The following is a 24,799-nucleotide window of genomic DNA, read 5'->3' as shown; positions in this document are numbered from 1 at the left end:
AGTCGGTATAGCACAAGGGGAACTGGAGGGCTACCGCGAATCGCCAATCTGTTAGTTTGACTAACCATTGCGGTAAGTATCCCGTGATATTCGCGGCCTCGGTTTTCCAGTAAGGTAAAGCCGCAACCCCTTTATCGCAGGCAGGAGTGACGATGAAACTCATTGGTATGATGGATTCACCTTATGTAAGACGCGTGGCGGTTTCTCTGGCGCTCTATGGCGTGGAATTCGAGAGCCTGCCGCTCTCGGTCTTTAGCGGCTTTGACGAATTTTCCCGTATTAATCCGGTGGTCAAGGCGCCGACGGTGGTGCTCGATAACGGGACGCAACTGATGGACTCCACCCTGATCCTCCACTATTTCGAAACGACCAATCCCACCGGGCGCCGGCTGCTTCCCGCGCATCCCGAGGCGCTGGCCCGCGATCTGCACCTGCTGGGGGTGATCCTCGCCGCCAGTGAAAAAGCGGTCCAGCATGTTTATGAGCACCGTCTGCGGCCGGAAGAGAAGCAGCATCAGCCGTGGATAGCCCGGGTGACCGGCCAACTGCTCGCCGCCTGTCGGGAATGGGACGCCCGGCTGGCAGACCGCGCCGCCGCCGCGCAGCCGGATCAGGTGCTGGTCACCAGCACGGTGGTCTGGTCCTTTATCCAGTTGATGATCCCGGCGGTGGTGTCGGCAGCGGCGTTTCCTCATATCCGCGCGCTGGCGGAGAAGGGGGAGGCGCTGCCGGTATTTCAACAGTATCCGCTGGTTTAACGGCAGGGATGGAGAGGGGCGCCGCAGCGTGGCGCCCTGAAGCAGGAGAGGATCACCAGCAGACAAACCCGCCGTCGACCACCAGGTCTACGCCGGTGCAGAACGAGGCGGCGTCGCTGGCGAGGAACAGCGCCGGGCCGGCCATCTCTTCCACCTTCGCCATTCGCTGCATCGGCGTCTGGCTTTCAAACTCGCGGGTCTGGTGCACCATCTCCGGACGGGTATTCATCGGCGTGGCGGTATATCCCGGGCTGATGGAATTGACGCGGATCCCTTTGCCCACCCACTCCATCGCCAGGCTTTTCGACAGATGGATCACGCCGGCTTTAGAGCAGTTGTAATGTGCCTGGTCGAGGCCGCGGTTAACGATAATCCCCGACATCGAGGCGATATTGATAATCGACCCGCCGCCGGACTCCAGCATCAGTTCCGCTTCCGCTTTGCAGGAGTTCCATACGCCGGTGAGATTGATATCGATCACCCGCTGCCATTGCTCGCTCTCCATCTCCAGCGCCGGATTGGCGTTGGCGATCCCGGCGGCGTTGACGGCGATGTCGAGGCGGCCAAAGCGGTTTTTGGCCAGCGCGACGGCGGCGCGCAGGTCGGCAATCTGGCGGACATCGCCGGTATAAGAACAAGCCTGACCGCCGATGGATTCAATATGGCTGACCGTTTCTGCCAGCCCGCCGTCGTCGCGAAGATCAAAACAGACTACCCGCGCACCCGCGCTGGCGAGGCTGCAGGCGATGGTCTGGCCGATACCGCTGCCGGCGCCGGTGACGAAGGCGACGCGCCCCTGCAGGTTAAACAGCTGCTGTGCAAAATCTTTACCGATCATAATGTTTACTCTCTTCAATATAGTGTCGAACGTCGGGAGCCCTGTTTCCCGAATGGCGGCGCGTAGCGCCTTATCCGGGCAACCTTTCGGCGGTGTTACGTAGCCCCGGTAAGCGAAGCGCCACCGGGGGGCCGTCCCGGCGTGGTGGCGCCAATGCGGGACGCCTTATTCGGGCGATGGGGCCCGCTAACCCGCGGGGGATTACGACATAATCAAACCGCCATCGATATTGATGGTCTGCCCGGTGAGATAGCGCGCGTCGTCGGAGGCGAGGAAGGCCACCAGCCCGGCCACGTCTTCCGGTTTACCGGCGCGTTTCATCGGAATGCCCTCGACCCACTCGGCCATCAGTTCGCCCTTGCCGTAGCGCTTCTGCTCGGTGCTGAGAATTTCGCCCCACACGCGATCGTTGTAATCCCACATTTCGCTTTCAATAATGCCCGGGCAGAAGGCGTTGACGGTGATATTCCACGGCGCCAGCTCGTGAGCCAGGCTTTGGGTAATGCCGATCACGCCCATTTTGCTGGCGGCATAATGCGGCGTGTAGATAAAGCCCTGTCGCCCCTGGCCGGAAGAGGTATTGATCAGGCTGCCGTGATTCTGTTTCACCATATATTTGGCCGCCTCGCGGCAGCACAGCCACACGCCGGTGGTGTTGACCGCCAGCACTTTTTCGAAATCGGCTTTTGGCATCCGGTCGTAGTAATCGATGGTGATCACCCCGGCGTTCTGAATGGAGACGTCAATGGTGCCGAAGCGCGCGGCGGCCTGCTCATACAGCGACTGCACCTGGGCTTCATCGGTGACATCGACCTGCAGCGATAAAATATCCGCCTGATAGCGCTGACGCAGAGTTTCGGCGGTCTCGTGAACGCGCTCGGCGTTGGAGACCATCACCAGATTCGCGCCGTCGCGGGCAAAGCGCTCCGCAATACCTGCGCCGATGCCGCGGCAGGCGCCGGTGATCACCACCGTTTTGTTCTGGAAATCTCGTTGCATATTTTTTCCCTTTCGCTGAGCCGGGCACCAGGCCCGGCGGAAGATGTGAATCGTTGCCGGTTAGCTGGAGGTGGCGCCGTTGGGGGGGATGGCGGCCAGTTTCTCCTCGTGGCGGCGCATCAGGATGACCTTGCTCTGCAACTTCTGCTGGAACTGGTCGACGACCACAGCGGTGACGATCACCACGCCTTTAATCACCATCTGCCAGAAGTCGCTAACGCCCATCATCACCATGCCGTCGGCAAGGAAGACGATGACGAAGGCGCCGATAATGGACCCGGTCACCCGGCCGCGGCCGCCGGCCAGCGCAGTGCCGCCGAGCACGGTGGCGCCGATGGCGTCCATCTCAAACATGTTGCCGGTCATCGGGTGCGCGGTTTGCAGCTGTGATGCGACGATCAGGCCGACAAACGCCGCGCACAGGCCGGAGAAGGCATAGACGAATATTTTCGCTTTCACGATCGGCACGCCGGCGAGGCGGGCGGCGGATTCGTTGCCGCCGATGGCGTAGATGTAGCGGCCAAGCGGCGTTTTGGTGGTCAGCCAGTAGCCCAGCACGAGGAAGCCGATCATCAGCCAGATCGGCAGATAGACGCCGAGCAGGGTGCCGGAGCCGAGGGTGGCGAAACCGGTGTTGCCCAGCGCTTCCATGCCATTGAGATTCGGGTAGGTGCTCCCGTCGTTAAACAGCAGCGCGGAGCCGCGGGCGACGTACATCATGCCTAAGGTGCAGATAAACGGCGCCACGCCGAAGCGGGTGATCACCGCGCCGTTGACCAGACCGACCAGCACGCCGAAGATCGCCACGCAGAGGATCACCTCCGGGACATTAAAGAAGAGGATATCGCCGTTCCACAGCGGCAGGCCGTTGGTCAGCAGCGCGCCCGCCACCATGCCGCAGATCCCCGCCACCGCGCCGACGGACAGGTCAATGCCGCCGGTGAGAATGACCAGCGTCATGCCGATGGCCAGCAGGCCGGTGATCGCCACGTGCTGGGTCATGATCAGCAGGTTAGAGGCGGTCAGGAAGTTGGGTACCATCACGCTGAAGAACGCGATCACCAGCAGGAGGGCGATAAAGGTGCGGGCCTTCAGCAGGTACATATAAATCATATATTTCTGGTTCATGATGGATTCCAGCCTGATTAATCTTGAGGTGTTGAAGCCGCGATTAACTGTTCGCGGGTCACCGCGTGACGCGGTAGATCGGCGGTAATGCGGCCATCGGCCATCACCAGGATGCGGTCGGCAAGGGCCATCACCTCATCCAGCTCCGAAGATGAGAACATCACCGCCAGCCCCTGCTGGGCCATTTTGCCGATCAGGTGATAGACGTCGGTTTTCGCGCCGACGTCGATGCCGCGCGTCGGTTCGTCGAGGAACACCACCTGCGGCTGGGTCATCAGCGCTTTACCCAGCACCACTTTTTGTTGATTGCCGCCGCTCAGCGAGGTGATGGGCAATGTGGCGTCGCTGACCTTGATCGCCAGCTGCTGGATCATCTCTTTCACGCAGGACTCTTCTTTCTGCGGATTCAACCAGCGCCAGGCGCGGCGGAACCCCTGCAGGCTGAAATCAGAGAGCGTCATGTTGGCCTGAATCGACATCATCTGCACCACGCCTTCGCCCTGACGGTCCTCCGGCACCAGCGCCAGCCCCTTTTTCAGGCGCTGTTGAAAGCGAGATTTGCCGATGCTTTCGCCGTTAAGATGCACCTCGCCGCGCTGGCAGGGCATCAAGCCCACCAGGCCTTTAAACAGCTCGGTGCGCCCGGCGCCCAGCAGGCCGTAAATACCGATCACTTCGCCTTTGCTGAGGGTGAAGGTGACGTCATTAAGTTTGTAGCCGCCGCTCGGATGCAGCGCGGTCAGCCCTTTGACGTCAAGCACTGCGTCGCCTTTCGGCGCCGGTTGATAATCAAAGTGTTTTTTCTTATCACCGACCATCTGCTCGATGATCCACGGAACGCTGGCGTCGCTGACGTGACGCTCGCTGATAAAACGACCGTCGCGGAAAATGGTGATGTTGTCGCCAATCTCCATCAGCTCTTCGAGGCGATGCGAGATATAGATGATGGTCACGCCGCGGCGTTTAAGCTGCGCGATCACCTTGAACAGCACTTTGACCTCAGACTGGCTGAGCGCCGAGGTGGGCTCGTCCATGATCAGCACCCGGGTGTCTTTCGACAGGGCGCGGGCAATCTCGACTAACTGCTGGTGGCCGATACCGAGTTCACCCAGCGGAGCATAAGGATCGACATCCAGCTCCAGCCGTTCCAGCAGCGATTTGGCCAGCGCGTACTGGTATTTTTCGTTAATGCGTCCTTTCTGAAAGAATTCATTCGCCATGAAGATGTTGTCCATCACATTCATATTGGGGAATAAATTCAGTTCCTGAAAAATAATACTGATGCCCAGTTTTTCTGCCTGATGCGTCGACTGTAATGAAACCGCTTCGCCATCGAGAATAATTTGCCCGGAAGAGGGCGTTTCCACACCGGCAAGCATTTTCATCATGGTGGATTTACCCGCACCATTTTCTCCGATCAGCACGTTGACCTTATTTCGATAGACCCGGTAATTGACATTATCCAGGGCGGTCACGCCGGGATAGACGCGCGAAAGGCCGCGGGTTTCGATAATCACTTCGGACTCAACGGGCTGGAGAGCGACGAGATCGTGCGGCGCCATATTATTGTCCCCCCGCATGAATGATTTTCGCCGGGGTAATTTCCGGGAGAGTTTGCGGAATATCCCAGGCCGAGAAGACGCCGTACACCTCCACGCTATCGCCGGTTTTGACGTTGGCTGTCTGAATCATTTTGACCGCCTGACTGTTGATATTCTTGCTGTACTCGCCGAACAGCACCTGGTCATTAAAGTCCTGATAGCTGGCGCCGCTGTAGCCGTCGCGCAGCTGGGTGCCGCGCAGGGTAGGGCCAATCTGCACCGTCACCTTGCCGACGCTGGCGTCGGACAGGGTCATTTTGCCGCTGCGCGAGGCGGTATCGAGTTTGCTGACGGTGCCTGAAACCTTGACGTAGAAGATGCAGGGGTTTTCATCCTGCGCACGGTAGCCGAGGGTTTTACAGGCGCTATCAATGTCTTTTGCCGCCTTGAGCGCGCTCATCAGTTCCGCCGCCGGACGCGCTTTCGTCACCACCTGCGGTACGATGCTCTGCTGCCAGGTTTTATCCATATTCGCCATATGCGGGTTGGGCGGGGATTTCAGGTCTGCCAGCTCCTGCTGCGAGACGATGCGACAGCCCCCTAGCGCCAGTACGGCCAGCGTCAGACAGGTTTTCTTAAACATAATGCTCTCCTCTGCGCCCCCGCGGGGGCGCAACCACCCGAACTCAGGACTTAATGTTGAAATCCTGGACTTTATCGGCGTTATCCTGGGTAATCAGAATGCCGCGGAACATCACGCGCTGCTTCGCCGGCTTCTCGCCTTTTTGCAGGTAGTTATCCAGATCGGTGACGCCCTGAGCGGCGATGGCCTGCGCCTGCAGCATCACGGTTGCCTGCAGGGTGCCGGCTTTCACGGCGTCGCGCTCATCGTTGCTGCCGTCGATGCCGACGACGATCACATCGCTACGGTTGGCTGCTTTCAGCGCCGCAATCGCGCCGAGGGCTACCGGCCCGTTGCCACAGATGACGCCTTTCACGTCGGGGTGAGCCTGCAGGATGCTGTCCATGATGCGTTTGCCGTCGATCAGGGTGCCTTTGGCATCCTGTTTCGCCACGCTGACCATATCCGGATACTGGTCAATGACCTGATGGAAAGATTTAGAACGGGTGACGCAGTTATTATCGGCGAGGTTGCAGGTCAGCTCGGCGTATTTGCCTTTCTCCGCCATTTTTTCCACGAAGACGTTGGCGACCTCAGAGCCGGCCTGGAAGTTATTGTGGGTAATTTGTTCCAGCGCCACATCATCAACCGGAATTTCGCGGTTAATTAAGACCACCGGAATGCCGGCTTTTTTGGCTTTTTCAATGGCGGCGACGCTGGCGGTGGAATCAGCGTTATCGAGAATAATGCCCTGCACTTTTTTACCAATCGCGGTGTCGATAAGCTCATTCTGCTTTTTGACATCTTCGCCATGGGACAGCACGGTAGTTTTATAGCCGAGCGCCTGGGCTTTTTCGCTGGCGCCTTTGGCTTCCGAGGCGTAATACGGGTTATCCAGCGAGTTGACCATGATCATAATGGTGCCTTTCTCCGCGGCGTGCGCGGCAAAGGAGAAGGCGGTCAGGGTAGCAGCGGTTAAAAGGGTTATACGTAATTTCATGACTCTGTTCCTGTATTTTTATATTCGAACAAATGAGCCCCTGAGCGGGCAGGCTTTTACGGTCTGAAATTTCCCCTGATGTATTCGGGGATAGCGATATCGTTATGGGCCGGGTTTCTCCTGTGATAAGTGAATGCGTGTCGTCGCGCAGTCTGGCGGTCAGGCTGGCGAGTCCGGTTTCCATAATGTTCGGTCGACCGCATGGCGCCACTCCTGCCAGCGCGTTTGTAAGCGCTGGTGGCGGGCCATGTCGGGCTGAAAGGTGCTGTGTTCGGTTAAGAAGGCCTGCAGATCGGCGGTCGACCCCGGATGGAGCGCTTTGCGGGCCAGCAACGCCGCGCCGATGGCGGACAGCTCCGGCACGTCGCTGCGCATCACCGGGCAGCCGAGCAGATCGGCCTGGTATTGCATCAGCCAGTCATTGTTGGTCGGCCCGCCGTCCACCATCAGCGCCGTCAGGGTGAACTCCTCATGCTGACGCATCGCCACCACCACGTCGGCTATCTGATAGGTGATGGACTCCAGCGCCGCACGGATCAGATGCGCGCGCTTCACCCCGCGACTCAGGCCGCAAATCACGCCGCGGGCGCTGTCGTCCCACCAGGGGGCGCCAAGACCGGTCAGCGCCGGCACGAAGTAGACCCCGAGGGTTGAGTCGACGGAGGCGGGGAGGGTATTCAGCTCATGGGCCAGCTCGGCGGCAGAGAGTTCGCTCAGGCCGGTGCTGTCCGCCATCCAGGCGACGGCATCGCCGGTGTGAGGAATATTCCCTTCCAGGCCCCACACCAGCTGGTCGCCATCGTGCCAGGCGACAGTGGTCGCCAGCGCGTCGATATCGCACTTCGCCGATTTGACCGGGGCCATGACCGAAGAGCCGGTGCCGTAGGTGGCTTTGACGCAGCCTGCCTCGCCGAGCGCGTGGCCGAACAGTGCCGCGTGGGAGTCGCCGATCATCGCCATGATCGGAATACCGTCCGGAATGGCGGCCAGTCCTCTGGTATGGCCGAAGAGGCCGCTCGACGGTTTAATGTCCGGCAACGCCGCGCGCGGAATGCCGAACAGCGCCAGCATCTCGTCGTCCCACTCGCCGCGGTGCAGGTTCAGCAGCTGGGTGCGGGCGGCATTGGAGTAGTCGCAGCAGAAGGCTTCTCCAGCGGTCAGATTCCACAGCAGCCAGCTGTCGATGGTGCCGAGGCAAATCTCACCGCGTTCGGCGCGCAGGTGGCCATCGACAGTCGCATCCAGCAGCCAGCGCATTTTGGAGGCCGAGAACAGCGGGGCGATTGGCAGGCCGGTGGCACGCTTAATGTGCTGTTCCTGACGATCGTGACGCAGTGTGTCGCAGAACGCGGCGCTGCGGGTGCATTGCCAGGTAATGGCCGCGTTAATCGGTTCGCCGCTGTCGCGATACCAGCCGATGGCGGTTTCCCGCTGGTTGCTGATGGCCAGCGCGGCGACGTTTTCCGCGCCAACGTGGGCCACCGCGCTGGCGATCACCGCCAGCGAGGCGGTAACCAGCGCTTCGCCCGATTGCTCCACCCAGCCGTCGCGCGGCGTTTGGATCGCCAGCGGCTGCGAGAATTTGACGATAACTTTGCCCCGGCTATCCAGCACCACCGCTTTGGCGTTGGTGGTGCCTTCATCCAGGGCAATGATGAACTCTTTTGCTGTCGCCTGCATCGTGCTCTCCTCGGTCACTCGGTGTCCTGGAACCGCGAAGACGAGGAATATCTCCCACCGTCTCCTGCGTCTGTGCAGGCCATGTTGTGACATTTCGTTATCATCTTTTTAATCACTGAATATATATTCGATAGTGATTATTTATTTGATACCTTAAGCCACAAACCCGGTGACGGGCTACCGGAAAAATCATCAATTGTGCTGGCAATCACATTTCGCCGATCGGTGAAAGCGGCAGTTGGCGGCTGGAGTGGTTGATTAACTGATTGAATTTAAATGTATTAATAGAGTCAGCCCTGAAGCTAAAAAAGCACGTCAGGGCGGAAGTGAGGAAAAGCAGCGCGGCAGGTTAGTCGCTAACCAGCATGCGAGCGGTAGGATAATCGGTGATTAAAACATCAATGTAGCCGCCGGTGAGGGCGCCTTTGATGGCCGCGACTTTATCGGTACCGCCGGCCAGCGCGACCACGTTCGGGCATTTTTTGACCTTCTCCAGCGCCATACCGATCACCGGATCTTCATCATCGCGTAACACCGGATGGCCGTTTTTGTCGTAGTAGTGCAGGCAGATATCACCCACCGCGCCGCGCGCCGCCAGCACCTGCAGCATATCTTCGTGATAGTAGTTACCGGAGGTTTTCAGCAGTTGAGAGGGTTCGAGAATGCCGATGCCGACGATGGCGATATCCACTTCATCAAAGCGCGACACCACGTCAGCGACGTCTTTGCTGGCCAGCAGCCGGTTGCGCTCCTCCATGGATCCCTCGATGCTCTGTGACGGCAGCAGCCAGGCGTCGCAATTCAGGCGCTGGGCGAGGGTCTGGGTAAGAATCGTCGCCTGCACGTTACCGTTTGGCCCGACGCCGCCGAGCAGCTGGATCACGCCGCTGGCTTTCAGGTTTTGCGCATGAACTTCATCGACCATCGCGCGAATGGTTGAGCTCCACGAGGAGACGCCAATCAGATCTTTTGGCCGCAGCCGGGTTTCCAGATAGTGGGCGGCAGCGGAGCCAATCGCCCGCTTGATGGTATGATCGCTGGCCTCTTCCTCGGTATCCACCACCACCGCCTGCTTAAGGCCGTAGCGATCCTCAAGCCCTTTTTCGAGCTTCAGAAAGATGTTGGACGGCTGAACGACGCTGATCTTGACGACGCCTTCTTTCTGGCAGCGGGTAATGGCGCGGGAGACAAATGACTGAGACAGCGAGAGAAGTTGGGCGATATCAGACTGCTTTCGTCCTTCCAGATAGTAAAGCGTGGCAATCTTAACCAATAGCCGTTGTTCATCCTGCTTAGCCATATTAATCCTCGAAAATCATTTATCGCCTTTCTTCAGGCGGTTAGCTGCAGCCATTATCGTAGTGACTTTTATCATACGCGAAAAAAAATCAGACTTAAGTGTGACAGGCGTCTAACTTTTGCCAATCCTCAAAATCGACTATGGACAAAAACAAAACAGCCAGGCCATAATCGAATAAAGAATCATTATTGAATATATATTCAAGGCGATTTCGAGTCAATGTGTTTATCCGGGCTTCGCCCGGAGCGGGAGGCAGAATGTTCCTGAGTAGGGCGCTGTGGCAGAAGGCTTACCACCCGGCATGGGGATATCTGGTTTTTTTAGTCCTTGCTGGAATAAATATTCCATGCTGAAAATAAATTCAGAGGTGTGAAATGAATCCCTACAGATATGATATTCAGACGCTGGAGCGTAAAGCCCGCGTGGTGCGGCGCCATATTGTGCGCTTAAACGCCAATAGTCCGGCCGGCGGCCACACCGGGGCTGACCTTTCGCAGGTCGAACTGTTAACCGCGCTCTATTTCCGCGTCCTTAACGTCGCGCCGGACCGGCTCGACGACCCGCAGCGCGATATCTACATCCAGTCGAAAGGCCATGCGGTGGGCTGCTACTACTGCGTCCTGGCGGAAGCGGGATTCTTCCCGGTCGAGTGGCTGGAGACCTACCAGCATGCCAACTCCCATCTCCCCGGCCACCCGGTGCGGCAGAAAACGCCGGGCATCGAGCTCAACACCGGCGCGCTGGGTCACGGTTTGCCTGTTGCGGTGGGGCTGGCGCTGGCCGCGAAGAAAAGCAACAGCACCCGCCGCATTTTTTTGATCACTGGCGACGGCGAGCTGGCGGAGGGGAGCAACTGGGAAGCCGCCCTGGCGGCGGCGCACTACGGTCTGGATAACCTGGTCATTATTAATGATAAGAACAACCTCCAGCTGGCCGGGCCGACGCGCGAAATCATGAATACCGATCCGCTGGCCGATAAATGGCGCGCGTTCGGTATGGAAGTCAGCGAATGCCAGGGTAACGACATGGCCTCGGTGGTCGCGGCCATCGAGGGGCTACAGCAGAACGGTAAACCGAACGTTATTATTGCCAACACCACGAAAGGCGCGGGGATCTCCTTTATCCAGGGGCGCCCGGAGTGGCACCACCGGGTGCCGAAAGGCGAAGAGATCGCTCTGGCGCTGGAGGAACTGAAAGATGAGTAATACAGAACACCTGGCTAACGTCATGGTCGAGGCCTTTATCGCCGCCGTGGAAAGCGGTGTCGATCTGGTGCCGGTGGTGGCCGACTCCACGTCGACGGCTAAAATCGCCCCCTTTATTAAGCAGTTTCCCGGTCGGCTGGTGAACGTCGGCATCGCTGAGCAGAGCATGGTCGGCACCGCCGCCGGTCTGGCGCTGGGCGGCAAAGTGGCGGTGACCTGTAACGCCGCGCCGTTTCTTATCTCGCGGGCCAATGAGCAAATCAAAGTGGATGTCTGCTACAACAACACCAACGTCAAGCTGTTCGGCCTTAACGCCGGAGCCAGCTACGGCCCGCTGGCCAGCACCCACCATGCCATTGACGATCTGGCGGTGATGCGCGGCTTTGGCAATATCCAGATCTTCGCCCCCTCCACGCCGCGCGAATGTCGGCAGATCATCGACTATGCTCTTGCTTATCAGGGCCCGGTCTATATTCGTCTCGATGGCAAGGCGCTGCCGGAGCTGCTTGACGAGTCGTATCGCTTTGTTCCCGGCGCCGTGTTGACCCTGCGCGAAGGCGAGGACGTCGCGCTGGTGGCCACCGGTTCGACGGTGCATGAAGTGGTGGAGGCGGCGCAGCAGCTTGCCGACCTCGGTATCCAGGCGAAAGTGGTCAGCGTGCCGTCGATCCGCCCCTGCGATACCGCGGCGCTGCTGGCGGCGCTCCGGCCGTGCGGCTCAGTGATCACCGTCGAAGAGCATAACGTCAACGGCGGGTTGGGTAGCCTGGTGGCGGAGGTGCTGGCGGAAGCGGGGGGGGGCATTGCCCTGCAGCGGTTGGGGATCCCGGACGGGGAGTACGCCGCCGCCGCCGATCGCGGCTGGATGCGCCAGTACCACGGGTTTGATGCCGCCGCCATCGTTGCCCTGGTGCAAAAACGGGGCTGATGGACTGAACGCCCGTCGCGTGAAGCGCGGGCGTTTACTGCTGCAATGCGCAAAGCGTGATGACCTGCTCCTCCGACGCTATCCAGTGCAAGGGATAGCGTTGCTCCGCAAACTCAAGCGCTAAGGTGCTTGCCGTTATGTCCAAGATCTGAAAATCGGCGAACCCCAGCGCGCGCTGATTTGCCGCAGGCGTCGCCTTAAACCCACTCTCTTTTGCCGAAAACGCCAGCGTCAGCGCCAGCGGGAAGGGCAGGCCGCTGCGCAGCAGCGCTGTTTTTTCCGCCGGACTGATAATGCTGTCCTCCAGCTCCGCCGCCATCTGGGGGGTAAACCGGCGCTCAATATCGACGCCCACCGGCCGATCGGCGATCACCGCCAGCGCGCGCTGGGCGCAGTGGCTGATGCTACCGAACCAGGGCGTGGGCCACAGCGGCTGGCGCTGGTCGCCGATGGCGGGAGGCTGTTTCTCCCCCACCTCGCGCAGGGCGTACACCGCGGCGATGCGTCCGGCCAGGTGCTCCGCCTGCCGCTTGCGGCCCCAGCCGCTCAGACTGGCGTGATAGGGCAGCCAGAACAGATCTTCAGGCTGGAAAGTCGCCGGGTCGAAGTCGATCTGCTGCAGCGTATAGCCGGCCAGCGGCAGCGTGGCGTGATGGATGCGCATAGGACAAGGTTACCGCGGTTGTCCCCGCCCTTTATCCTGCAAGGGCGGGGGAGGGAGAAGCCGCTATCAGAAGTGGGTGTTGACGCTCATATACCAGGTGCGGCCCGATTCGTTATAGGTCTCGGCACCGGCGCCATACATATAGCCGGTGGTGCCCCCGGTGGTCTGGGCGTTGCCCGCGCGCCAGTGACGCTTGTCGAAGACGTTATCCACGCCGCCGGTCAGACTGACGTATTTGGTGACGTCCCAGGTCGCGCTCAGGCCGAGGATGCTGTAGGGGCTGACCTCGTTCTTCTCGCTGCCGGTAACCGGTTGACCCTTGTAGTTGTACTTCTTCGGCTCCTGCTTGCCGTACCAGGTGAAGGTCGACTGCAGCGAAACGTCATCGCGTACCTGCCAGCTCAGCGTAGAGTTCAGCGTATATTCCGGGATAATCGACAGACGATCGCCGGTCTCTTTGTTCTTACTCTGCAGCATATAGGTGATGTTGTTGGTCCAGTTGACGGTCTCGCTCACCGGCACGTTCAACGTCCCTTCCAGGCCTTCCACCACCGCTTTTGGTACGTTTTCCCATTGGTAGAGGTCGGTGCCGCTGCCGTTGGTATAGACCGGGGCATAGCCCGCTTCAATCTTGTTGCGGTAGTCGTTGCGGAACCAGGTGACGCCCGCCAGCCAACCGTCGCGTTTAAACTCGAGGCCAATCTCTTTGTTGATGCTGGTCTCGGCTTTTAAGTCGTCGTTACCCTGCAGATAGCAGCCGGATTTACTGGCGTAGCAACCCTGGCCTTTGCTGTAGAGAATGTAGTTCGGGTTGGTCTGATACAGGCTCGGCGCTTTATAGGCGCGAGCGATACCCATCTTCAGCGTGAAGTCGTCCCACAGGCCCTGCGACAGGTTGAGGGACGGGCTCCAGTTGTTGCCGACGATGCTGTGATGATCGAAACGCAGCGCCGGGGTTAGCATGGTGGTGTCGGTCAGCTCCATGTTGTTCTCAGCGAACAGCGAGAAGATTTCCGCCTGCGAGTACGGGCTGCGGCCAGTGCTGTCGTAGCCCGGGATGCTGCCGCCCGACAGCGCCTGGGTGTTGGAGGCGTTATCCTTCATCCGCTGCTGGTTCCACTCGCTGCCCAGCGTCAGGTTCTGATTAACCAGATAGTCGAACGGGATGCTGACTTCACTGTGCAGCATCACATCCGACAGATCGATATCCGAGAACTGATTACTGTTAAAGATCCCCTCGGTGCCCCCGGCCAGGCCTTCGCCTTTGCGCGAGTTGCGGGTGCGCTCGTACTGCGCCCAGTTGCTGGTGGTCACCCCGTTGTCCCAGGCGCCGTTCCAGGTGACCGAGTAGGTGTTGCGATACAGACGGTTGGTCTCTTTACCGTAGTTCTCTTTCACCAGGTCGTTGGTGTTGGTGTTCTGAGTGTCGCCGGCGTAGAGGTTGCCCTGGCGGCTGTAGCCGGCTTCAAACTCCAGCGACTGCATCGGGGCGAATTCCCAGCGCACCAGACCATCGATGTTTTTATTTTGTACCCCTTCGCGCCCTGCAGGCAGGGTGTCGGCATAGATCCCGGTACGTTCGGACTGATGACCCTGGTTGATATCCCAGGCGTCGGCCTGCGTTTTGTCGAGGTTACCGAACAGACGGAAGCTGAAATCGCCGCCCAGCGGGCCGCTGAGGCTGAAGTTAGTGCGTTTGGTGGAGCCTTCATCCTTGTGCTCCGGGGCGTTCATATAGGTGTTCCATGAGCCGTGCCACTCATCGCCGGTTTTTTTGGTGATGATATTCACCACCCCGCCGGCGGCGCCGTTGCCGTAGCGGGCGGCGGCCGGGCCGCGAATTACTTCGATGCGTTCGATCATCTCCGGCGGCACCCAGCTGGTGTCGCCGCGGGTGTCGCGCTCGCCGCGCCAGCCAAGGCGCACGGAATTGCGGCTGGTGACCGGCTTGCCATCGATCAGGATCAGGGTGTTTTCCGGACCCATGCCGCGGATATCAATCTGGCGGTTATTGCCGCGCTGGCCGCTGGTGGAGTTGCCGGTCAGGTTGACCCCCGGCATGGTGCGAATGATCTCCGAGACGTCGCGCGCCGGCGGGCGTTTGCGGATCTCATCGGCGGTGATGGTGGAGACGCCCGGCGCCTGCAGATTCTGCTCGGCGGCGGTGACCACCATGGTCTCTTCAGCAGCGCTGTTTTTATCGTCGGTGGCGGTTTCCGCTGCGCTTAACGGAAAAGCAACCCCGTAAATTCCCAGATTGACCAGCAAGGCCAGGGATTTGATCCTGTTATTCATTGTTATTCCTGCTCTTTAGTCGCCACGTTCCCCAAACGCCCCTTCCCACCGGGAGGGGAGGCGGCATAAATGTTGCCGGAAGAGGGCAAAGGCACTCCGTCGCTAACTGAATAAGCTCTCTTCGACATGTTTTGTGAAAGACGCGCTTCCCACGGCGCGCTAATACGCTATTGCAAATGCAAATAGTTATCAATAATATTATCAATAAAGAATTACAATTAATTAAAAAAGTCACGCTATACATAGGGTTAATGACAGAATGTTAAGGACAGGAAGCGAGGAGTGGTGGCAAACCCTGCAGGGGCCGCAGTGCCGCGCAGTGGATGACGCCATCGAGGTGACGTTCTGGTGGCGGGATCCGGCGGGGGATGAAACGCACTCTCCGCGCCGTCGGGTATGGCTCTATATCACCGGGGTGACCGACCACCATCAGAATGCGCGGCCGCAATCGCTGACGCGTCTGCCCGGGACCGACGCCTGGTCCTGGCGAACCACCCTGTCGCCGACCTGGCGCGGTAGCTACTGTTTTATTCCCTCCGACCGTGACGATGATTTTTCCCCTGAGGTGTTCAGCGCTGACGCGCCCGACCGCGCGCTGCTGCGCGAAGGCTGGCGCAAACTGCTGCCGCGGGCGATAGCCGATCCGCTGAACCCGCACAGCTGGCAGGGCGGACGCGGCCATGGCGTGTCGGCCCTGGAGATGCCGCAGGCGCCCGCGCAGCCCGGCTGGGACCAGTTTAATGAGGCGCATCCTCCCGCCCGATGCCTTGAGTGGCGCAGCGCGCGTCTGGGCAACCATCGCCGGGTCTGGATCTACACCACCGGCGAGGCCGTCGACCCGCAAACGCGGCCCCTGGCGATCCTGCTCGACGGCCAGTTCTGGGCCGAGAGCATGCCGGTGTGGTCGCCGCTGGCCGCGCTGACCAACGAGGGGAGTCTGCCGCCGGCGGTCTACCTGCTGATCGATGCGATCGACAACCAGCGCCGCGGGGTTGAGCTGCCCTGTCACCGCGATTTCTGGCTGGCGGTGCAGGAGGAGCTCCTGCCGCTGATCCGCGGCCATGCCCCGTTCAGCGACCGCCCGGAGCGGACAGTGGTGGCCGGGCAAAGCTTCGGCGGCCTGGCGGCGATGTTCGCCGCCCTCAACTGGCCGCAGCGCTTTGGCTGCGTACTCAGCCAGTCAGGCTCGTACTGGTGGCCGCATCGCGATGGCTGCGGGACGGGCTTTATCGGCGAACAGCTTCGCCAGGGTGAGGTGTCCGCGGCCGGGCTGCGCATCTGGCTGGAAGCGGGCCAGCGTGAACCGATTATTTTTCGCGCCAACCAGGCGCTGTTGGCGCAACTCACTACGACACAGCAGACGATTTTCTGGCGTCAGGTTGACGGCGGGCATGATGCGCTTTGCTGGCGCGGCGGGCTGACGGCAGGGCTTATCCAGCTCTGGTAGCCTCTGCTGTCGCACCCTTAGCACCGCGCTTTACGACAGGAGTTTGATATGCAATTCAGTAACCCCTTCGACAATCCGCAAGGGCAGTTTTACATTCTGCGCAATGATCAGCAGCAGTACAGCCTGTGGCCGGCGCACTGCGACCTGCCTGCCGGCTGGGCGGTGGTGTGCCCCCCGCAGTCGGCCGAGGCCTGCAACGCCTGGCTGGCGGCCAACTGGTCAACCCTGACCCCCGCCCATCATGCGTCATAAGGAGCTGACAATGACCACTCGTTTACCGCTGGTTGCCGCGCAGCCGGGGATCTGGATGGCCGAGCGCCTCTCCACTCTGCCAGGCGCCTGGAGCGTGGCCCACTATGTTGAACTGCGGGGCGCGCTCGACCCGGCGCTGCTGGGTAAGGCGATTGTCGCCGGTCTGCAGCAGGCGGACACCCTCAGCCTGCGCTTTGAGGAAGAGGAGGGGGAAGTCTGGCAGTGGGTGGCGGCCGACCGCACCTTTGGCGAACCGTCGATCATTGACCTGCGTACGGCGCCGGATCCGCATCGCGCCGCCACGGAGCGGATGCAGGCGGACCTGGCGCAGGATCTGCGTGTCGACGGCGGCAACCCGCTGGTGTGCCATCAGCTGCTGCGCGTCGGCGACGACCGCTGGTACTGGTATCAGCGTTATCACCACTTGCTGGTGGATGGCTTCAGCTTCCCGGCGATAACCCGGCAGATCGCCGCCATTTACCGCGCCTGGCAGCGGGGGGAAGCCACTCCTGAGTCGCCTTTCACCCCCTTCGCCGAGGTGGTGGACGAGTACCAGCGCTACGCCGGCAGCGAGGCCTGGCAGCGGGATAAAGCCTTCTGGCAGGCTCAGCGCCAGGCGTTACCGTCGCCTGCCTCACTCTCTGCCGCGCCGCTGGGCGGACGCGCCGCCGGGAGCGATATCTGGCGGATGAAGCTGGAGATGAACGCCGACGCCTTCCGCCGTCTGGCTGGCCATGCGCCGCAGTGTCAGCCCGCTGACCTGGCGCTGGCGCTCACCACGCTGTGGCTGGGCCGCCTGTGCAACCGGATGGACTACGCGGCGGGCTTTATCTTTATGCGCCGGATGGGTTCAGCCGCGCTGACCTCGACGGGGCCGGTGCTCAATGTCCTGCCTCTGGCGGTGCATATTGACGCCCAGGAGACGCTGGCAGACCTGGCGATGCGCCTCGCCGCTCAGTTGAAAAAGATGCGCCGCCATCAGCGCTATGACGCCGAACAGATCGTTCGCGACAGCGGCAAAGCGGCAGGGGACGAACCGCTGTTCGGCCCGGTGCTGAACGTCAAAGTCTTTGATTACCAGCTGGATATCGATGGTGTGCAGGCAGTGACCCACACCCTCGCCACCGGCCCGGTCAACGATCTCGAGCTGGCGCTGTTCCCGGATGAGACCGGCGGGCTGTCGCTGGAGATCCTCGCCAACAAGGCCCGGTACGACGAAGCCGAGCTCCGTCGCCATGTGGCGAGACTGACCGCGCTGCTGGCGCAGTTCGCCGCCGATCCGGCGCTGCGCTGCGGCGAAGCAGAGATGCTCTCCGCCGATGAGCTGGCCCGGCTGGCGGCGGTCAACGATACCGCTGTGCCGCTGCCTGCCACCACCCTCAGCGCGCTGGTGGCCGACCAGGCGCGGAAGACCCCGGATGCCCCGGCGCTGGCGGACGCCCACTGGCAGTTCAGCTATCGCGAGATGCGTCAGCAGGTGGTGGCGCTCGCGCAGCTGCTGCGTCAGCGCGGCGTGAAGCCGGGCGACAGCGTGGCGGTGGCCCTGCCGCGCTCGGTGTTCCTGACCCTGGCGCTGCATGGCATTGTCGAAGCGGGGGCCGCCTGGCTGCCGCTGGACACCGGCTACCCGGACGACCGCCTGCGGATGATGCTGGAAGACGCCCGGCCGTCGCTGCTGATCACCTCGGCGGATCAACTGGCCCGCTTCAGCGATATTCCGGGGCTGGAAAGCCTCTGCTATCAGCAGCCGCTGGCCGCCGGGGATGACGCGCCGCTGGCGCTGTCAAAACCGGACCATACCGCCTACATCATCTTTACCTCTGGCTCCACCGGGCGGCCTAAAGGGGTGATGGTCGGCCAGACCGCCATCGTCAACCGCCTGCTGTGGATGCAGGATCGCTATCCGTTATCTGCCGACGACGTGGTGGCGCAGAAAACGCCGTGCAGTTTCGACGTGTCGGTGTGGGAGTTCTGGTGGCCGTTTATCGCCGGCGCGCAACTGGTGATGGCCGAGCCGGAGGCGCACCGCGACCCGCAGGCGATGCAGCAGTTCTTCGCCCGCTACGGCGTGACCACCACCCACTTTGTGCCGTCGATGCTGGCGGCGTTTGTCGCCTCGCTGGATGCCGACAGCGTCGCTGCCTGCCGCACGTTGCGGCGGGTATTCTGCAGCGGCGAAGCGCTGCCGACGGAATTGTGCCGCGAGTGGGAGCGCTTAACCGGCGCGCCGCTGCATAACCTGTACGGCCCGACGGAGGCGGCGGTGGACGTCAGCTGGTATCCGGCCTGCGGGCCTGAGCTGGCGGCGGTGACCGGCAGCAGCGTGCCGATTGGCTGGCCGGTGTGGAACACCGGGCTGCGCATTCTCGATGCCGCGATGCGCCCGGTGCCGCCGGGGGTGGCGGGGGATCTTTATCTCACCGGCATCCAGCTGGCGCAGGGCTATCTGGGACGTCCGGACCTCACCGCCAGCCGCTTTATCGCCGACCCGTTTGCCCCCGGTGAGCGGATGTATCGCACCGGCGACGTGGCGCGCTGGCTGACGAACGGCGCGGTGGAGTATCTTGGCCGCAGCGACGACCAGCTGAAGATCCGCGGGCAGCGCATCGAGCTTGGCGAGATTGACCGGGTGATGTCGGCCCTGCCGGACGTGGCGCAGGCGGTGAGTCACGCCTGCGTCTTCAATCAGGCGGCGGCGACCGGCGGCGATGCCCGACAGCTGGTGGGCTATCTGGTCTCTGACTCCGGCCTGCCGCTGGATACCGCGGCGCTGAAAGCGCGGCTGGCGGAACAGCTGCCGCCGCATATGGTGCCGGTGGTGCTGATGCAGCTCGCCGACCTGCCGCTCAGCGCCAACGGCAAACTGGACCGCAAAGCGCTGCCGTTGCCGACCCTCGGCGGGGAGCGCAGCGGTCGGCCGCCGGAGCCCGGGATGGAAACCCTTGTCGCCACGGCCTTCAGCCAGCTGCTGGGCTGCGAGGTGAACGATATCGACGCCGATTTCTTCGCCCTCGGCGGTCATTCTCTGCTGGCGATGCGTCTGGCGGCACAGCTCAGCCGCCAGCTGGCGCGGCAGGTGACCCCGGGGCAGGTGATGGTGGCCTCGACGGTGGGCAAACTGAGCGCGCTGCTGGCTGCCGATCTCAGCGATGAGCAGGCCCGGCGCCTGGGGCTGGATACGCTTCTGCCGCTGCGCGAGAGCGACGGCCCGACGCTGTTCTGCTTCCATCCGGCCTCCGGCTTCGCCTGGCAGTTCAGCGTGCTGGCGCGCTATCTCAGCCCGCGCTGGTCAATAACCGGTATTCAGTCGCCGCGCCCGCAGGGGCCGATGGCCAGCGCCGCCAGCCTCGACGAGGTGTGCGAGCACCATCTGCGCACGCTGCTGGCGCAGCAGCCGCACGGCCCTTATTACCTGTTTGGGTATTCGCTGGGCGGCACCTTAGCCCAGGGGATTGCCGCCCGCTTGCGCCAGCGCGGCGAAGCGGTGGCCTTCCTCGGCCTGCTGGATACCTGGCCGCCGGAGACGCAAAACTGGGCGGAGAAAGAGGCCAACGGGCTGGATCCCGAGGTACTGGCGGAGATCGACCGCGAGCGCGAAGCGTTCCTCGCTGCCCAGCAGGGGCAAGCCTCCGGCGAGCTGTTCAGCGCTATCGAAGGTAACTATGCCGATGCGGTGCGGCTGTTAACCACCGCCCACAGCGCGAAGTTTGACGGCAAGGCGACGCTTTTCGTGGCGGAGAAGACGCGGCAGGCGGGGATGGATCCGCAGGTCGTATGGGGCCCGTGGGTGGCGGAACTGGAGGTGTTCAGCCAGAACTGCGCCCACGTCGACATTATCTCCCCGCAGGCCTTTGAAGCCATCGGCCCGGTGGTCAGGGAGATTCTGGGGTAACGGTTGAGTTCGGGCTACAGCAGGTAGCCCGGCTCAGCGTAGCGCAAGCCGGCGAAAGAGGAGATTACCGGCGGCCCAGCGGGACCACCAGCGGCGTATGCGCCACCGGATCCTCAATGATCGTGCAGCGCAGGCCGTAAATCCGTTCAATCAGATCGGCGGTGACGATCTCCTTCGGCGCCCCCTCGGCGACGATCTTGCCGTCGCGCAGGGCGATCAGGTGGGTGGCGTAGCGGCAGGCCTGATTAAGATCGTGCAGCACCGCCGCCAGGGTATAGCCCTTCTCGCGATTCAGCTCACTCAATAGCTCCAGCAGGTCGATCTGATGGCTGATGTCCAGCCAGGTGGTTGGCTCATCCAGCAGCATAATCGCCGTCTCCTGGGCCAGCACCATCGCAATCCACGCCCGCTGCCGCTGGCCGCCGGAAAGCGTGTCGACGCTCTGCAGCGCCAGATCGCTGATCCCGGTCGCCCGCATCGCCTTGTTCACCGCCTCTTCATCTTCTTTGCGCCAGCGGGTAAACAGCGGCTGGTGCGGATAGCGCCCGCGGGCCACCAGCTCCTGCACCGTGATATCGCCAGGAGTGGTGGCATTCTGCGCCAGCAGCCCGATGCGGCGGGCAACCTCTTTACTGGCGTACTGCTGGATCTGCGCGCCGTCGAGCCAGACGTGGCCGCTGGCCGGCGTCATCAGGCGACTGAGGGTGCGCAACAGCGTCGACTTGCCGCAGCCGTTGGGGCCGATAATGGCGGTGAAGTGGCCGTCAGGGATGGTCACGTTCAGCGACTCGGCGATGGTCTTGTTACCGTAGGCCAGGGTTAACTGCTCGCCGCGCAAACGGGAGGGGACAGCACTCATTTTTTGCGGGACTCCTGAATCAACAATGCAATAAGGTAAATACCGCCGAGGCTGACGGTTAACACGCCAACCGGCAGCTGCCACGGCATAAACAGCCGCTGGGCGCCGTAATCGGCCAGCGCCAGCAGCAGCGCGCCGCACAGGGCCGATTGGGTCAGTCCCCAGCGGGCCGTGCCGCTCAGGCGGCGGGCGATATGCGGTGCCACCAGCGCAATAAATGAGATCGGCCCGGCCAGCGCCGTTGAGGCGGCGGTGAGCACCACCGCCACCAGCATCAGCAGCAGGCGCGAACGCTCGACCTGCACACCCAGCGCGCAGGCGGTATCGTCGCCCATCTCCAGCAGTCGCATCCGGCGAACCAGCAGGGCGCTGCCCACCAGCATCAACAGGATCAGCGGCGCCGACGGCCAGGTTTTACCCCAGGTCAGGCCGTTAAGCGATCCGGCGTTCCACAGGCCCGCAGAAAGGGCGGTCTCCAGCGAGGCGCGCAGCAGCAGCCAGGTGTTGAATGCCACCAGCATGGCGCGCACGCCGATGCCGATAATGATCAGGCGGAAGGTCTCGATCCCGTTGCGCCAGGCCAGCAGCCAGACCACCAGCGAGGTCAGCACCCCGCCGGCCATCGCCGCCAGGGCAATCGCCGTCAGGTTCTGGCCGAAGAGGACCATCGCCACCAGCACGCCGCTCCAGGCGCCGGTGTTAAAGCCCATCACGTCCGGGCTGCCGAGCGGGTTGCGGGTCAGCGACTGGAAAATGGCGCCGCTGACGCCGAGCGCGGCGCCGATGAGCAGCGCCATTAACACCCGCGGCAGCCGCCATTCGTTCACCACCATCGCGACGTTGCGCGGCGCATCGCCGAACAGCGCCGAGAACACCTGGTCAATCGTCAGGGGCACCGGGCCTTGCGTCAGCCCGAGCAGGGAAATCAGCAGGCTGGCGGCCATCAGCACCAGGCAACTGGCTATCAGGCGGCGGGACGGGGCAATCACAGGCCACCTCCCCGCGGCTGACGGCGCACCAGCCAGATCAGCACCGGCGCGCCGAGAAAGGCGCTCACCACCGATACCCGCAGTTCGCCGGGCACCAGCAGGCGGCCAATCACGTCGGCAAACAGCAGCAGGGCCGGGGTGGCGAGCAGGGTGACCGGCAGCGACCAGCGATGATCGGCCCCCACCAGCCAGCGCGCCATATGCGGCATCATCAGGCCGATAAAGGCGATGGGGCCGACGACGGCGGTGGCGCTGCCGCACAGGACGGTGATGACGATCAGGCCGATCAGCTGGGTGCGGGCGACGCGGCTGCCGAGGGCGGTGGCGGTATCGTTGCCGAGGCTCAGGCTGTTAAGCGCCCGGCTCAGCAGCAGGGCGGCGATCCCCGCTATCACCACCGGCAGCAGGACAATTTTCAGCGTCTGCAGGGTGCGGATATCCAGCGAACCGGCCTGCCAGAAGCGCAGCTGATCGTAGACGTCCGGGTTGAGCAGGGCGATGCCGTTGGACAGCCCCTCCAGCACCGCCGCAAGGGCGACCCCGGCGAGGGTGAGGCGCACCGGGCTCAGCTGGCCGCCGCCCTGACTGCCGGTAAAGGCCACCAGCAGCGAGGCGCAGAGCGCGCCGCAAAACGCCAGCAGCAGTTGCTCCTGCGGGGAGGTGATCCCGAACAGCGCCGCGCCGAGGACGATGGCGAAGCTGGCGCCGGAGTTGACCCCCAGCAGGCCGGGGTCGGCCAGCGGGTTGCGGGTGAGCGTCTGCATCAGCGCGCCGGCGAGACCGAGGGCGACGCCGGCCAGCAGACCGGCCAGGGTACGCGGCAGGCGCGCGTCCAGCACGATGGTGCAGTCGGCGCTTTGACAGGTTCCGCTGAAGGCGGTGAATACCGTGCCGATCGGCAACGATTTGGCGCCGATGGTCAGGCTAAGCGCGGCGGCTAAGGCGAGTAATAGCAACAATCCGGGCACGGCGACAGAGCGTACCGCGGTCGTAGAAAACGACATAACTGACATCCCTGATATGATAATGATAGTAATTATCGTTATCGATTTTATTCAGCTATGGTAGCATGACCCACAGTAAAAAGGGTATTAAAAATAACGACAAGGCGCTGTAATGAACCGACAATCCTGGCTGCTCAATCTCAGCCTGCTGAAAACTCACCCGGCGTTTCGCGCCGTTTTTATCGCTCGCTTTATCTCTATTCTGTCGCTTGGCCTGCTGGGCGTGGCCATTCCGGTCCAGATCCAGATGATGACCCATTCGACCTGGCAGGTCGGGCTGTCGGTGACGCTGACCGGTGCGTCGATGTTTGTTGGTCTGATGGTGGGGGGCGTGCTGGCTGACCGCTATGAACGTAAACGCCTGATCCTGCTGGCGCGCGGCACCTGCGGCGTGGGCTTTGTCGGTCTGTGTCTGAACGCCCTGCTGCCGGAGCCGTCGCTGGCGGCGATCTACCTGCTGGGGATCTGGGACGGGTTCTTCGCCTCGTTGGGGGTGACCGCGCTGCTGGCGGCGACCCCGGCGCTGGTGGGGCGGGAAAACCTGATGCAGGCCGGGGCCATCACCATGTTGACGGTGCGCCTTGGCTCGGTGATTTCGCCGATGATCGGTGGCCTGCTGCTGGCCACCGGCGGCGTGGCCTGGAACTTCGGCCTGGCGGCGGCGGGGACCTTTATCACCACCTTAACCCTGCTGCGTCTGCCGCAGCTGCCGCCGCCTCCGCAGCCGCGCGAGCATCCGCTGCGATCTCTGCTGGCGGGGCTGACCTTCCTCTGTCAGAGCCCGCTTATCGGCGGGATTGCGCTGCTTGGCGGTCTGCTGACCATGGCCAGCGCGGTGCGGGTGCTCTATCCGGCGCTGGCCGGGAGCTGGCAGATGTCGGCCGGACAGATTGGCCTGCTGTACGCCGCTATTCCGCTCGGTGCGGCGCTGGGGGCGTTGACCAGCGGCCAACTGGCCCAGACGGTGCGGCCGGGTGCGCTGATGCTGGCGACCACGGTGGGATCGTTTGTCGCCATTGCGCTGTTCAGCCTGATGCCGCACTGGGCGTTGGGCGCGCTGTGCCTGGCGCTGTTTGGCTGGCTGAGCGCTATTAGCTCGCTGCTGCAGTACACCCTGATCCAGACCCAGACGCCGGAAAATATGCTTGGGCGGATTAATGGTCTGTGGACCGCGCAAAACGTCACCGGCGACGCCATCGGCGCGGCGCTGCTCGGCGGATTAGGGGCGGTGATGACCCCGGCGGCATCCGCCAGCGCCAGCGGCTGGGCGCTGGCCCTCGTCGGCGTGCTGTTGGTGGGGCTGCTACGCGAGCTGCGCCGTTTCCAGCGCCCGGAAATCGTCAACGAAAGTTAAGTAGGGTGCGATTGCCCGGTGGCGGCTACGCCTTACCGGGCCTA

The 24,799-nt window shown here is 62.2% G+C and carries 20 protein-coding genes; 7 read left to right on the top strand and 13 right to left on the bottom strand.

The annotated features are described in order from the left end of the window. Positions 1-152 precede the first annotated feature (152 nt). Positions 153-758, top strand: a complete 606-nt coding sequence (locus tag AC3EMD_RS19660) for a glutathione S-transferase (protein ID WP_023287352.1) — start codon at positions 153-155, stop codon at positions 756-758. Between the two features lie 52 nt (positions 759-810). On the opposite strand, the gene AC3EMD_RS19655 is transcribed toward AC3EMD_RS19660, so the two are convergent. The 8 genes from AC3EMD_RS19655 to AC3EMD_RS19620 form a co-directional block, all read right to left on the bottom strand. After that, the gene (locus tag AC3EMD_RS19655) at positions 811-1,596 is read right to left on the bottom strand and encodes an SDR family oxidoreductase (protein WP_023297198.1); all 786 of its coding nucleotides are present in this window, start codon (positions 1,594-1,596) and stop codon (positions 811-813) included. 201 nt (positions 1,597-1,797) lie between these two features. Next, positions 1,798-2,595, bottom strand: coding sequence for an SDR family oxidoreductase (locus AC3EMD_RS19650; RefSeq protein ID WP_004191416.1), 798 nt, complete (start codon positions 2,593-2,595; stop codon positions 1,798-1,800). A gap of 60 nt (positions 2,596-2,655) precedes the next feature. Beyond that, on the bottom strand, positions 2,656-3,723 hold the full coding sequence (locus tag AC3EMD_RS19645) for an ABC transporter permease (protein WP_002893591.1): 1,068 nt from the start codon (positions 3,721-3,723) through the stop codon (positions 2,656-2,658). 17 nt (positions 3,724-3,740) lie between these two features. After that, entirely contained in the window at positions 3,741-5,285 is a 1,545-nt protein-coding gene (locus AC3EMD_RS19640; RefSeq protein WP_023339764.1) for a sugar ABC transporter ATP-binding protein, read from the bottom strand. A 1-nt stretch (position 5,286) separates the two neighbouring features. After that, positions 5,287-5,907, bottom strand: coding sequence for a DUF2291 family protein (locus AC3EMD_RS19635; protein ID WP_004176927.1), 621 nt, complete (start codon positions 5,905-5,907; stop codon positions 5,287-5,289). Between the two features lie 43 nt (positions 5,908-5,950). Continuing rightward, entirely contained in the window at positions 5,951-6,886 is a 936-nt protein-coding gene (locus tag AC3EMD_RS19630; protein ID WP_004176926.1) for a D-ribose ABC transporter substrate-binding protein, read from the bottom strand. Positions 6,887-7,045: 159 nt separating this feature from the next. After that, positions 7,046-8,566, bottom strand: a complete 1,521-nt coding sequence (locus tag AC3EMD_RS19625) for an FGGY family carbohydrate kinase (RefSeq protein WP_023297200.1) — start codon at positions 8,564-8,566, stop codon at positions 7,046-7,048. 349 nt (positions 8,567-8,915) lie between these two features. Continuing rightward, positions 8,916-9,866, bottom strand: coding sequence for a sugar-binding transcriptional regulator (locus AC3EMD_RS19620; protein WP_002893602.1), 951 nt, complete (start codon positions 9,864-9,866; stop codon positions 8,916-8,918). Between the two features lie 374 nt (positions 9,867-10,240). Between AC3EMD_RS19620 and AC3EMD_RS19615 the strand changes: the two genes are divergently transcribed. Both AC3EMD_RS19615 and AC3EMD_RS19610 read left to right on the top strand, forming a co-directional pair. Continuing rightward, positions 10,241-11,071 (top strand): transketolase, encoded by an 831-nt coding sequence (locus tag AC3EMD_RS19615; protein ID WP_302073655.1) that lies wholly within the window; start codon positions 10,241-10,243, stop codon positions 11,069-11,071. Beyond that, positions 11,064-11,999, top strand: a complete 936-nt coding sequence (locus AC3EMD_RS19610) for a transketolase family protein (RefSeq protein WP_094284844.1) — start codon at positions 11,064-11,066, stop codon at positions 11,997-11,999. Before AC3EMD_RS19615 ends, AC3EMD_RS19610 begins: the two co-directional genes overlap by 8 nt. Before the next feature lie 34 nt (positions 12,000-12,033). On the opposite strand, the gene entD is transcribed toward AC3EMD_RS19610, so the two are convergent. Continuing rightward, positions 12,034-12,663, bottom strand: coding sequence for an enterobactin synthase subunit EntD (gene entD / locus AC3EMD_RS19605; protein ID WP_302073654.1), 630 nt, complete (start codon positions 12,661-12,663; stop codon positions 12,034-12,036). 66 nt (positions 12,664-12,729) lie between these two features. Further along, positions 12,730-14,958, bottom strand: coding sequence for a siderophore enterobactin receptor FepA (gene fepA / locus AC3EMD_RS19600; protein ID WP_032729591.1), 2,229 nt, complete (start codon positions 14,956-14,958; stop codon positions 12,730-12,732). Between the two features lie 259 nt (positions 14,959-15,217). Between fepA and fes the strand changes: the two genes are divergently transcribed. The 3 genes from fes to entF are packed head-to-tail and all read left to right on the top strand — an operon-like array spanning position 15,218 to position 20,549. After that, on the top strand, positions 15,218-16,405 hold the full coding sequence (gene fes, locus AC3EMD_RS19595) for an enterochelin esterase (RefSeq protein WP_302073653.1): 1,188 nt from the start codon (positions 15,218-15,220) through the stop codon (positions 16,403-16,405). Between the two features lie 48 nt (positions 16,406-16,453). Then, the gene (locus AC3EMD_RS19590; protein ID WP_004178967.1) at positions 16,454-16,657 is read left to right on the top strand and encodes an MbtH family protein; all 204 of its coding nucleotides are present in this window, start codon (positions 16,454-16,456) and stop codon (positions 16,655-16,657) included. Between the two features lie 10 nt (positions 16,658-16,667). Then, positions 16,668-20,549 carry an enterobactin non-ribosomal peptide synthetase EntF gene (gene entF, locus AC3EMD_RS19585; RefSeq protein WP_302073652.1) on the top strand — a complete coding sequence of 1,294 codons (3,882 nt, stop codon included), beginning with the start codon at positions 16,668-16,670 and terminating at the stop codon, positions 20,547-20,549. 64 nt (positions 20,550-20,613) lie between these two features. Here entF and fepC read toward each other — a convergent pair whose 3' ends face one another. Genes fepC through fepD form a run of 3 tightly spaced genes read right to left on the bottom strand, consistent with a single transcriptional unit; the run spans position 20,614 to position 23,401 of the window. After that, positions 20,614-21,408 carry an iron-enterobactin ABC transporter ATP-binding protein gene (gene fepC, locus AC3EMD_RS19580; protein WP_012542491.1) on the bottom strand — a complete coding sequence of 265 codons (795 nt, stop codon included), beginning with the start codon at positions 21,406-21,408 and terminating at the stop codon, positions 20,614-20,616. Continuing rightward, positions 21,405-22,397, bottom strand: a complete 993-nt coding sequence (fepG, locus tag AC3EMD_RS19575) for an iron-enterobactin ABC transporter permease (RefSeq protein ID WP_167806880.1) — start codon at positions 22,395-22,397, stop codon at positions 21,405-21,407. The genes fepC and fepG overlap by 4 nt, the downstream gene beginning before the upstream one ends. Continuing rightward, complete coding sequence (gene fepD / locus AC3EMD_RS19570; protein WP_023297205.1) at positions 22,394-23,401, bottom strand: Fe(3+)-siderophore ABC transporter permease; 1,008 nt, start codon at positions 23,399-23,401, stop codon at positions 22,394-22,396. The genes fepG and fepD overlap by 4 nt, the downstream gene beginning before the upstream one ends. Positions 23,402-23,513: 112 nt before the next feature. Between fepD and entS the strand changes: the two genes are divergently transcribed. Continuing rightward, entirely contained in the window at positions 23,514-24,755 is a 1,242-nt protein-coding gene (gene entS / locus AC3EMD_RS19565) for an enterobactin transporter EntS (protein ID WP_008805583.1), read from the top strand. Positions 24,756-24,799 lie beyond the last annotated feature (44 nt).

The organism is Klebsiella sp. PK18, from assembly GCF_057784655.1.
Note: the sequence above shows the minus strand (reverse complement) of the source record. Positions and strands in the feature narration are given on the sequence as shown.

Bases quoted from the DNA above. Each gene is read 5' to 3' on its own strand.
- fepA (WP_032729591.1), bottom strand. From the start codon at position 14,958: ATGAATAACAGGATCAAATCCCTGGCCTTGCTGGTCAATCTGGGAATT.
- fepD (WP_023297205.1), bottom strand. From the start codon at position 23,401: ATGTCGTTTTCTACGACCGCGGTACGCTCTGTCGCCGTGCCCGGATTG.
- AC3EMD_RS19620 (WP_002893602.1), bottom strand. From the start codon at position 9,866: ATGGCTAAGCAGGATGAACAACGGCTATTGGTTAAGATTGCCACGCTT.
- AC3EMD_RS19640 (WP_023339764.1), bottom strand. From the start codon at position 5,285: ATGGCGCCGCACGATCTCGTCGCTCTCCAGCCCGTTGAGTCCGAAGTG.
- AC3EMD_RS19625 (WP_023297200.1), bottom strand. From the start codon at position 8,566: ATGCAGGCGACAGCAAAAGAGTTCATCATTGCCCTGGATGAAGGCACC.
- AC3EMD_RS19610 (WP_094284844.1), top strand. From the start codon at position 11,064: ATGAGTAATACAGAACACCTGGCTAACGTCATGGTCGAGGCCTTTATC.
- AC3EMD_RS19635 (WP_004176927.1), bottom strand. From the start codon at position 5,907: ATGTTTAAGAAAACCTGTCTGACGCTGGCCGTACTGGCGCTAGGGGGC.
- entS (WP_008805583.1), top strand. From the start codon at position 23,514: ATGAACCGACAATCCTGGCTGCTCAATCTCAGCCTGCTGAAAACTCAC.
- entF (WP_302073652.1), top strand. From the start codon at position 16,668: ATGACCACTCGTTTACCGCTGGTTGCCGCGCAGCCGGGGATCTGGATG.
- AC3EMD_RS19590 (WP_004178967.1), top strand. From the start codon at position 16,454: ATGCAATTCAGTAACCCCTTCGACAATCCGCAAGGGCAGTTTTACATT.
- entD (WP_302073654.1), bottom strand. From the start codon at position 12,663: ATGCGCATCCATCACGCCACGCTGCCGCTGGCCGGCTATACGCTGCAG.
- AC3EMD_RS19615 (WP_302073655.1), top strand. From the start codon at position 10,241: ATGAATCCCTACAGATATGATATTCAGACGCTGGAGCGTAAAGCCCGC.
- AC3EMD_RS19660 (WP_023287352.1), top strand. From the start codon at position 153: ATGAAACTCATTGGTATGATGGATTCACCTTATGTAAGACGCGTGGCG.
- AC3EMD_RS19630 (WP_004176926.1), bottom strand. From the start codon at position 6,886: ATGAAATTACGTATAACCCTTTTAACCGCTGCTACCCTGACCGCCTTC.
- fes (WP_302073653.1), top strand. From the start codon at position 15,218: ATGTTAAGGACAGGAAGCGAGGAGTGGTGGCAAACCCTGCAGGGGCCG.
- AC3EMD_RS19645 (WP_002893591.1), bottom strand. From the start codon at position 3,723: ATGAACCAGAAATATATGATTTATATGTACCTGCTGAAGGCCCGCACC.
- AC3EMD_RS19655 (WP_023297198.1), bottom strand. From the start codon at position 1,596: ATGATCGGTAAAGATTTTGCACAGCAGCTGTTTAACCTGCAGGGGCGC.
- AC3EMD_RS19650 (WP_004191416.1), bottom strand. From the start codon at position 2,595: ATGCAACGAGATTTCCAGAACAAAACGGTGGTGATCACCGGCGCCTGC.
- fepC (WP_012542491.1), bottom strand. From the start codon at position 21,408: ATGAGTGCTGTCCCCTCCCGTTTGCGCGGCGAGCAGTTAACCCTGGCC.